The sequence below is a fragment of the Candidatus Sysuiplasma acidicola genome (assembly GCA_019721035.1).
Taxonomy (GTDB): Archaea; Thermoplasmatota; Thermoplasmata; order Sysuiplasmatales; family Sysuiplasmataceae; genus Sysuiplasma; species Sysuiplasma acidicola.
The window spans coordinates 33,359-41,509 of sequence record JAHEAA010000008.1 but is presented as its reverse complement, the minus strand read 5'-3'; the positions used below and the strand labels follow the sequence as shown (position 1 = coordinate 41,509).

General features: G+C 53.8%; 8 protein-coding genes. 6 read left to right on the top strand and 2 right to left on the bottom strand.

Annotation, left to right across the window (positions count from 1 at the left end):
* The 4 genes from KIS30_05185 to KIS30_05170 all read left to right on the top strand — a co-directional run.
* Nucleotides 1–631 (top strand): thiolase family protein (locus KIS30_05185; GenBank protein MBX8646135.1); only part of this gene is annotated, 631 nt, incomplete at its 5' end.
* A 1-nt stretch (nt 632) separates the two neighbouring features.
* On the top strand, nt 633–1,196 hold the full coding sequence (locus KIS30_05180; protein MBX8646134.1) for a Zn-ribbon domain-containing OB-fold protein: 564 nt from the start codon (nt 633–635) through the stop codon (nt 1,194–1,196).
* Between the two features lie 332 nt (nt 1,197–1,528).
* The gene (locus KIS30_05175; protein ID MBX8646133.1) at nt 1,529–2,368 is read left to right on the top strand and encodes a VWA domain-containing protein; all 840 of its coding nucleotides are present in this window, start codon (nt 1,529–1,531) and stop codon (nt 2,366–2,368) included.
* Complete coding sequence (locus tag KIS30_05170; protein MBX8646132.1) at nt 2,369–3,097, top strand: protein phosphatase 2C domain-containing protein; 729 nt, start codon at nt 2,369–2,371, stop codon at nt 3,095–3,097.
* Here KIS30_05170 and KIS30_05165 read toward each other — a convergent pair.
* Nucleotides 3,087–4,745, bottom strand: a complete 1,659-nt coding sequence (locus KIS30_05165) for a hypothetical protein (protein ID MBX8646131.1) — start codon at nt 4,743–4,745, stop codon at nt 3,087–3,089. The genes KIS30_05170 and KIS30_05165 overlap by 11 nt on opposite strands.
* Nucleotides 4,746–4,963: 218 nt before the next feature.
* On the opposite strand from KIS30_05165, the gene KIS30_05160 reads away from it, so the two are divergent.
* On the top strand, nt 4,964–6,829 hold the full coding sequence (locus KIS30_05160; GenBank protein ID MBX8646130.1) for a hypothetical protein: 1,866 nt from the start codon (nt 4,964–4,966) through the stop codon (nt 6,827–6,829).
* 85 nt (nt 6,830–6,914) lie between these two features.
* Here the strand turns inward: KIS30_05160 and KIS30_05155 are convergent, their stop codons facing one another.
* Nucleotides 6,915–7,493, bottom strand: a complete 579-nt coding sequence (locus tag KIS30_05155; protein ID MBX8646129.1) for a hypothetical protein — start codon at nt 7,491–7,493, stop codon at nt 6,915–6,917.
* A 312-nt stretch (nt 7,494–7,805) separates the two neighbouring features.
* Between KIS30_05155 and KIS30_05150 the strand changes: the two genes are divergently transcribed.
* Nucleotides 7,806–8,066, top strand: a complete 261-nt coding sequence (locus KIS30_05150; GenBank protein MBX8646128.1) for a hypothetical protein — start codon at nt 7,806–7,808, stop codon at nt 8,064–8,066.
* Nucleotides 8,067–8,151 lie beyond the last annotated feature (85 nt).

Genomic DNA, 8,151 nt, shown 5'->3' with positions numbered 1-8,151 from the left:
AGACGTGATGTCGTCAAGAATGATATCATACCCGTTCAAGATGCTCGACTGTTCACTTTACACCGAAGGCGCCTACGCGCTTGTGCTGATGAGCGAGCGTAAGGTTGCGGAGACTGGTGCGAAGGATCCTGTATGGGTAATGGGCATAGGTTCGTCGAACGACAAGTCATTCACAGGATCGCGATCGGCAGGGGACAGAATGGGAAAGTACGGCGACATCGCAGATCTCAGGAACCATTATGAGGCCGCGGCCCAGGCGTACAGGATGGCCGGCATCGCAAATCCTGCAAAGGAGATAGATGTCGCGGAACTGCACGACGCCTTCACCTTCACCGAAATACAGGGATACGAGGCGATGGGTTTCGCTGAGAGGGGAAAGGGCGGGAAATTCATCGAGGACGGCATACCCTTTGCCGGCGGTGCGCTCCCCGTATCGCCGTCAGGCGGTCTGCTGGGCGCGGGACATGCCGTCGGCGCCACTGGTGTCATGCAGATTGGTGAGATTGTCTGCCAGATCAGGCAGCGGGCGGAGAGGAGGCAGGTGGAGATGAGGAACGGTGTGGGACTCGCCCAGTCCATCGGCGGCCCGGGCTCATCGTACTGCTCCGTTGCAGTCCTTGGAGGGGAGTGAGATGAAAAGCTCGACCGAGAAGGCGAAGGAGACCGCCAGCAGGGAGCTGAAATCGGAACCGCTAGAAAGCGTCATAGACGGCATCATCGCGGAAAGACTCGAAATAAACAGTTCGGTGCTCGAGCGTGAAAAATATTTCGAAGTTCCGGACAAGATGGTCATGTTCTACAAATACAGCTACGGCATGCAGTCCAGATTCTTCAGGGAACTCAAGGACAACGCAGTGCTTTACGGCACAAGATGTGCCGGGTGCGGCATAGTCCACTTCCCTCCAAGGGCCAGCTGTCCGGAGTGCCTTGCGGATACGGAATGGACGAGGGTGAGCGACAATGGCACCATATTGGCCGGGACCACATCGTGGTACGCTACATCGGAATTTTTCAACAAGGTGCCGTATGCCGTAGCGTACGTGAAGCCGGTGGATGCGGACACTGCCATGCTGCAGAGAATAGACCTCAGGGGAAGTGAGCATGCGGATTCCGGCACGGCGGTTGTCGCGAGGTACAGGGAGAAGGAACGACGGAAAGGGGTTATTTCGGACTTCTGGTACGAGATCGTGGATTGAGACTAAGACTCCGTGGCGCCTGTCGGTGTTTGCACCCAGAGACAACAGGAATGCCCGTCCAGAATGCGCATGCCGGTGACGGCGGAGGCAGCGCGTTCCGAACATCGAAAAGAGGGACGGAGTGGTTGCCGCATCAGTGTTATCGGCCGGGATGGTGCGGAAGTTCGAACTTCGCAGAATACTGAAGACGATGCACAAAGCCAGACTCCTCCGGACAGGCTGGCTTGCTGCGTCAGACGGCGGGCGCCGCGAGTAGCACAATTGGGATGCTGGATAAGCAATTGATTATTACTGGCGCAACTATTTATAAAACAGCACAGTTTTTTGGTTTTATGTCATACGAAGCAGAAATCAGCAGAATAAACCCTTCTCTGGTCCTGTTTTTGATCGACCAGTCGAAATCCATGAGCTACAAGCTCCCGGGAGGGGAGAGGTCAAAGGCTCAGGAAGCATCGGATGCCGTGAACAGGCAGATCGGTGAATTTGTGCTGCGCTGCACAAAGAGTGATGGCATAAGGGACTACTTCCACATAGGCGTGATAGGGTATGGCTACGTGACCGGTAAGGCCGGTTCCATACTGAGGGGAGGAAACGTGATCCCCATATCCAAGCTGGCTTCCAGCACGCTGCGCGTCGAGAAGAGGCAGATGAAGGTCTCGGACGGTGCCGGCGGCATGACAGACGTCGATTACGATTTCGGTGTCTGGTTCGATCCCACGGCCAACGGAGACACACCGATGTGCAAAGCACTCTCCATATCAAAGGACATAATGAAGGAGTGGATTGAAAGCCACCCCTCCTCCTATCCTCCGATACTGATAAACATAACAGACGGCCAGGCAACGGACGGCGATCCGACCAAAGTCACTTCCGAGATCATGGCGCTGAACAGCTCTGACGGTGCCCCGCTTATATGGAACTGCCACCTGTCCTCCAACCCCGCAGTGCCGATATCGTTTCCCTCATTCGAGTCCGAACTGCCTGACGACAAGTATGCGCGTTCACTGTTCGGCATGTCCAGCGAGCTTCCGTCGCAGTATATCGGATATGCGAGGGAAATGCAGATTGAGCTCAAGGACAGCGCGCGTGCCTACGTGTTCAATGCGCAGCTGGAACAGCTTGTCCAGTTCGTCGACATAGGGACAAGAGGACCTCAGGGGCAGATGCAGTAATTGCTCTCTGTTAGAGAATTTCACAGATCCAAGACTGGAAACAGCGAAGCCGAGTACGAAGACTCCTTCGCATATGACGACTCCAGAGGCATCTTTGCAATAGCCGACGGTGCGACGGAGTCGAGTTTCGCAGACGTCTGGGCAGACGCCCTCGTCACTACTTTTGTGGAGAGCCCGCCGGACTTCAACAGAAACGACAGGGACGTGATGAAGGAGATACTGCGGCTGGCCAGGGACAAATGGCACCGCGGCATAGACTGGGACTCGCTGCCCTGGTTTCAGAAGAACAAGGCGCTCATGGGCTCCTATTCCACGCTGCTCGGCCTGCAGATTGACATGACGGGCGAACGGTTCAGATGTATTGCGGTCGGAGATTCGTGCATGTTCCAGGTGAGCCGCGGCAGGATGGAGTCCTTCCCTTTCGCAGACAGCGGCGACATGAGCAACACGCCAAAGCTCATGTGGAGCGGCCTGGGATACTCGGCGGGTCTGGAGAAGGAGGTTGAGATACCGGGCATCGAGGTCAAATACGGACGCTTCAGACAGGGCGATACGGTCATGCTGGCCACGGATGCGCTATCGAAGTGGGTGCTGCTGCACAAGACTGAAAAGCCATGGGAGACGCTTGCTGCGCACGGTGAAGATTTTGATGCGTTCGTCGGAGAACTGATTTCCGGCGGAGAGGTCAAAAACGACGACGTTACGCTCATCGTCATAACTATAACTTAGCGATTTGCTGCGGATCGCAGCCGCTCCACAATGGGTCGTGCCTGAGCGCATCCTCCAGCATATCGGCCAGCTGGCTGACCTTTCCCTTAATCTTGTGTATATCCCTGAGGACACTGGAATTGGCAGGATCGGTGAAATCGCTCTTCCTGAAAATCAGGCAGTCCTGATCGCCCTTGTTGTATTTTGACCAGAGGGAACTGTTCTCCGCCACGGCAAGCAGCGTCAGGTACGTGATGAGTATGGAAAAGTTGTCCAGCCGCTCAGAATATGTTGCTGCTGTCCGGTTCGGATGCTGGAAGTTGTCGTGGCCGAGCTCCTGTGCCTTTGATCCGGAAAACTCCGGTATGTACATGCCGTCGTAATCAACGAGCGTCATCGTTCCGCTGTTGCTTATCACAATATTGTCGCCGGAAATGTCGCCGTGAGCTATGCCTGCCTGCCTTATCTTTATCATCTCCTGAAGGAAGGTCGCGGCCATCCCTCTGAGCACGTCCTTCTTCGAAAGCTGCTCGGAGATGAATGTGTTCAGCGTCTTCCCCTCCACCCATTCCATCCTGAGCGCGGGAAAGAACGTTGCAGGATCCTTGAACGTCCTGATCACCTTCGGCATGTAATCGAAATCGACGAATGCCAGTCCGCTGCCTGCATTGGACTTCAGTGCCCTGGCTATGGCGAAATACCTCTTGTTCAGGTCTGTCTTGCGGCGCGTGAAGCATTTCAGCGCATGCGTCGAGCCGCTGTTTTCCAGCTTAAAGATGGTGCCGTAATTTCCCGAAGAGTAAACAACGTTTCCGGGCAGCTTGACATAGGGATTGGGCATGACCTTCGATGCCTTCAACTCTGGATAGGTGGCAGAGATGCTGAATCCCAGGTTCTGCATCGCCCTTGAATAATCGCTCTGGCTCGGCCATACGACGTTGGCGGGGAGTATGTCGTCAGGCATGGATGCGGGCAAAATAGTGCCCATGATGCGCCCCCGTTTCTTTTCCTGAGTGGGCTCAGCGGCGCTGTTCTGCCGGGAGGGTTTGGGCGCCGGGGGTGCGCGTGTCCTCGGCGGTTTAGTCTTTGCGCCCTTCGAGCCGCCACGCGTCTGCCCGCTCTTCGTCTGGACGCCCATCGATTTCAGATTCACTTCAGAAACGGACAGTTCGCGAGTGCTGGCGCGCGCGGCGAAGGAAGCGACGAATATGGCAAACCCCGGAAAGGCGAGATAGTAAAGCGGGAAGGCGAAGAGAATAAACAGCACCGGCCCGCACATGAGCAAATACCATGATCTTGCAGTCTGGTCATACACCCTCAGGAAATACACGGCCTCCAATGCTGCTATGACAGCAATCGCCAGCGCAAAGCGGTAGAGGGGTGTATGGACATAGCCGAGGAAAAAGGCGAGGAGCAGCAGCACGATGCCGAAGGCCGCATAAAACGACCTGTGGGAGCCGAAATATCCCTTCAGCAGGCTGTAGGCCAGCAGCACGGACAGGACTGCCGCAACGAGGACGAGGCGATACTGCTCGAGAAGAAGGTATATCGTTGGAAGGTAAAGCATCCCGGACAGCAGCAGGGATGCGCCTATCAAAACCGGGACAGGCACGATGAGGAGGAGCAGTATGATAAAGAGCGGTATCAGAAGCTTTGGGGCAGGCTTCATATCTCTTTGATTAGAAACAGGCTTTCGCTATATAGGTTGTCATCTGCGTCGCTGCGGGCAACGCCCAGCGCAGACGCATGCAAACGTTTGCATCGACCGTGCCGGAAGAGCGGAATAATGGAAATGCCAGCAGGTCGGCATTCGACATAGGACACATATTTGCACAAATGAAAATTCGGAGTGATTCGTTGAAATATCACGTGCAATATCGTAGTCGCATGGACACAAAGGAAATCGTTGCGAAAGCGCTGGAGTTTGCCTCCCAGAAGGAGAACACAGAGCGGGATGCGGCGGCCCAGCAGCAGATCGCGGATTTCCGGAACAGATACCCGTTCAAGGAGAAGCCGGAACTCCTGAGAAACCTGGCGCCGAATGACCTGTATGACAGCGCGGCGGATGACCGGTTCTTCAACTGGATGGAGACGAAAACAGACAAGGTTGGAATGGTCTTCGGAAAACAGGTCGCTGTTTTCCCGGAGGCGGTGAAGAGGATGGATTTTTTCAAGGTCATACTCACCGTGCTGGTATCTGAGAAGAAGAGCATTTCATTCAAGATTGATCAGAACTGGGGCGTGATCCCCGGCTTCGGCGGCGACAAGCTGATAGCAAAAAAACTGCTCTCGCTATATTATGCAGAGAGTGTTGTGCCGGTCTTCAGGACAGAGGATCTGGAGCGCTTTTCCACTGCGCTGGGCATAGACTATCAGAACAGGGCGCCGCAGCACTTCAGGAAGGATTATTCGCTCCTGACCACCGGATTGAAATTCGAACTGCTGAATGCGGGACTGATGAGATTCAAGACAGCACACCTCGGCGAGTGGACAAACACCATGTTTGCCGGTTTTCTCTATCACCTTCATGCACCTGCCGAACGCCGGGATGCCGCGGACACAGTGCCCGTGCAGAAGACGGAGAGGGCCCATGAGACCAAATCCGAGGTTGCAAGGCTGACGGAGATTTACGAGGCAAAACTGAAGGAAGGGGAGCGCGCCCTCGAAGAGATGAAGGAAACCGTTCGTGTCAGGGACGAAAAGGTGAAGGAACTGGAAGAGCAGCTGCGTCTCAGGGAGGAGGAGTTAAGCGCTCACGCAACAGAGATGAAACGCAGGGAACAGGCAATCAGGGAAGAGATGCAGCAGGAAGCGGACAATCTCAGAGGCGTGTCGGAAGAGCAGCCGGAGATGGAGAAGAAAATCCAAACACTGACTGGACAGCTGAAGGAGAAGGAGGAGAGGATAAAAGTGCTGGAACTCGAGCTTTCGCAGAAGCAGGAGAGTTTCGGTGCAAGGGAGATTGATTTTTCCGGCGAGGACATAGAGTTGTTTCGGGGCAGCATGCCCTCGGAAACGAATGAGGAGAAGGTGAAGACTGGAACACCGAGACTCGATGATCTGCTGCGCGGAGGATTTCCGGTAGGTTCTCAGGTCATTGTCTACGGTCCGTCGTTCATAGGGAAGGAGATCGTCATGTGCGCTTTCGCCGCGCAGGGACTGGGCGCGGGCATTCCGCTCATATGGGTGACGACGGACAGGACAATCGACGAAATCAGGGAAGAGATGTCTCACTTCACCGGCAACTACACGGATTATGAGAAGCAGGGACTCGTGCAGTATATCGATGCATATTCCAGAATCGTCGGCGACAGTTCAGTGGCGGAGAATGCGAAATATCTCGAAGACAGCGGAGACATCGAAAGCATAACCAGAATGGTGGAGGACACACTGGAGTCCATAAGCGGCACGGTGAACGAGAAGGGATACAGACTCATCTTCCGATCCATCTCCAGCCTGAGCGCCAATTTCGACATAAAGGACATTTTCGCCCTGCTCAGGCCGTTTGTGGCGAGAATGAAGAAGGACGGGGCTGTGGCTATTTACAGCATTGAGAGGGGCATCATGTCAGAGCAGGACCTGCACATCATCAGCACCATCATGGACGGCGTGATGGAGTTCTCAACCGACGGCAAGACAAATTTCTTCTCCGTCCAGGGCATATGCGAAACGCAGACGAGGGACAGGATACAGTACACTGCGGGCAAGAGCGCACTGAATATCGGTTCGTTCACGCTTGGCCGGATAAAGTAATCGTCCGAACGACTGTGATGTATCGGACCTGGCGAACCGTTTTTTCAGCGGCTGCCGCAGGCACGTTGCGTTTGTGAAACGAGCTTCAAATCCACAGTCCCGATCCGCCGAAACCGCCGCCAAACATACCCATACCCATCATGCCCATCATTCCCATACCACCCATCATTGCCATGGGACCGAGCATCGAACCCTGTTGCGCCGCCATCTGCTGCTGATGCGCCTTCATGTGCTGATCGAGGTCAGCCTGTGTCTTGAAGAGCATCCCGTCTATGTCGCATATCTTCAGAGACGGGTCAATTTTGTTCACGATCTCCTTCCACAGCTTCTTCTCGAATTCGTGTCCGGAGTGAAGCTCTGCTGCCGTTGCAACGCCCAGGGAGGCAATACCCTCCACTGCCGGTATGATCAGATCTCTTCCCCAGATGCCTGCATGAAGCTGAACTTCGAATTTGCCTTTTGTTCCTGCTATGAGGATGTCAACATCCCTCACCCTTCCAAGCACAATCCTTTCAGTGCTTGACTTCTTTGCATGGATATCCCACATACCGTCCTTTGCATCATCAGATGTCACCTTGAATCCTTCAGCACTGAGAAGCTCAATCGCCTTCTTGTGCACGTCCTCAGGCGCAATGTCCTTTTCAACAAAACCGTGTCTTATCATGGTATACCCTACTGTTATCGTAATTATATACGTCTTGTGGGCCCTGTCAATTTTTGCTTGAAAATATTGACTCGAAGGCTTCCGCTCAACATCTTTGATAGAGTTGAGTCCTGACGTTACTGAGAACTCTACTCCATACCATACAAGGTCACGGTCGCAGTTATCCCACACATAAGATGCGTGTTCGGATTGAAACAAAGCAAACCACATGTGGTTTCATCGATTGCTGAACGGTTGCGGCAGGCAGTCGGGATTTTGTAGAGGCCATTTTTACCAAAATGACTATTTGTTCTCAAGAGTATATCCTCACAGATGAAGGTAAAGATCAGCGTCCTGATAGAGAAGCGAACGTGGCAACAGCTAAAGAGAATATCAATTGAGAAGAACACAGACATTGGGACGCTGCTTGAAAATGCAATAGCAGAAAAATACCTGCTCGGACTTGATGAAGCGCTGTCGAGTCAGCTTCGCACAAAGCATATCGAACTCGATTTCATGCCTGTCAAAAGACGTGGAAACGTCAGTTCGCTTGTAAGGAAGATGAGGGATGAGCGGGAAGATGGTCCATCCTGACAGCAGTTCAATTGTGAAAGCTCAGCCAGTGTCGTGTTTTCTATCGGCAAGCCTGATTCCATATGTTTCCGGCACTCTGCAGTAC

Coding starts and splice junctions, on each gene's coding strand:
- KIS30_05180 (MBX8646134.1), top strand. CDS start 633: ATGAAAAGCTCGACCGAGAAGGCGAAGGAGACCGCCAGCAGGGAGCTG.
- KIS30_05175 (MBX8646133.1), top strand. CDS start 1,529: ATGTCATACGAAGCAGAAATCAGCAGAATAAACCCTTCTCTGGTCCTG.
- KIS30_05165 (MBX8646131.1), bottom strand. CDS start 4,745: ATGAAGCCTGCCCCAAAGCTTCTGATACCGCTCTTTATCATACTGCTC.
- KIS30_05160 (MBX8646130.1), top strand. CDS start 4,964: ATGGACACAAAGGAAATCGTTGCGAAAGCGCTGGAGTTTGCCTCCCAG.
- KIS30_05155 (MBX8646129.1), bottom strand. CDS start 7,493: ATGATAAGACACGGTTTTGTTGAAAAGGACATTGCGCCTGAGGACGTG.
- KIS30_05150 (MBX8646128.1), top strand. CDS start 7,806: ATGAAGGTAAAGATCAGCGTCCTGATAGAGAAGCGAACGTGGCAACAG.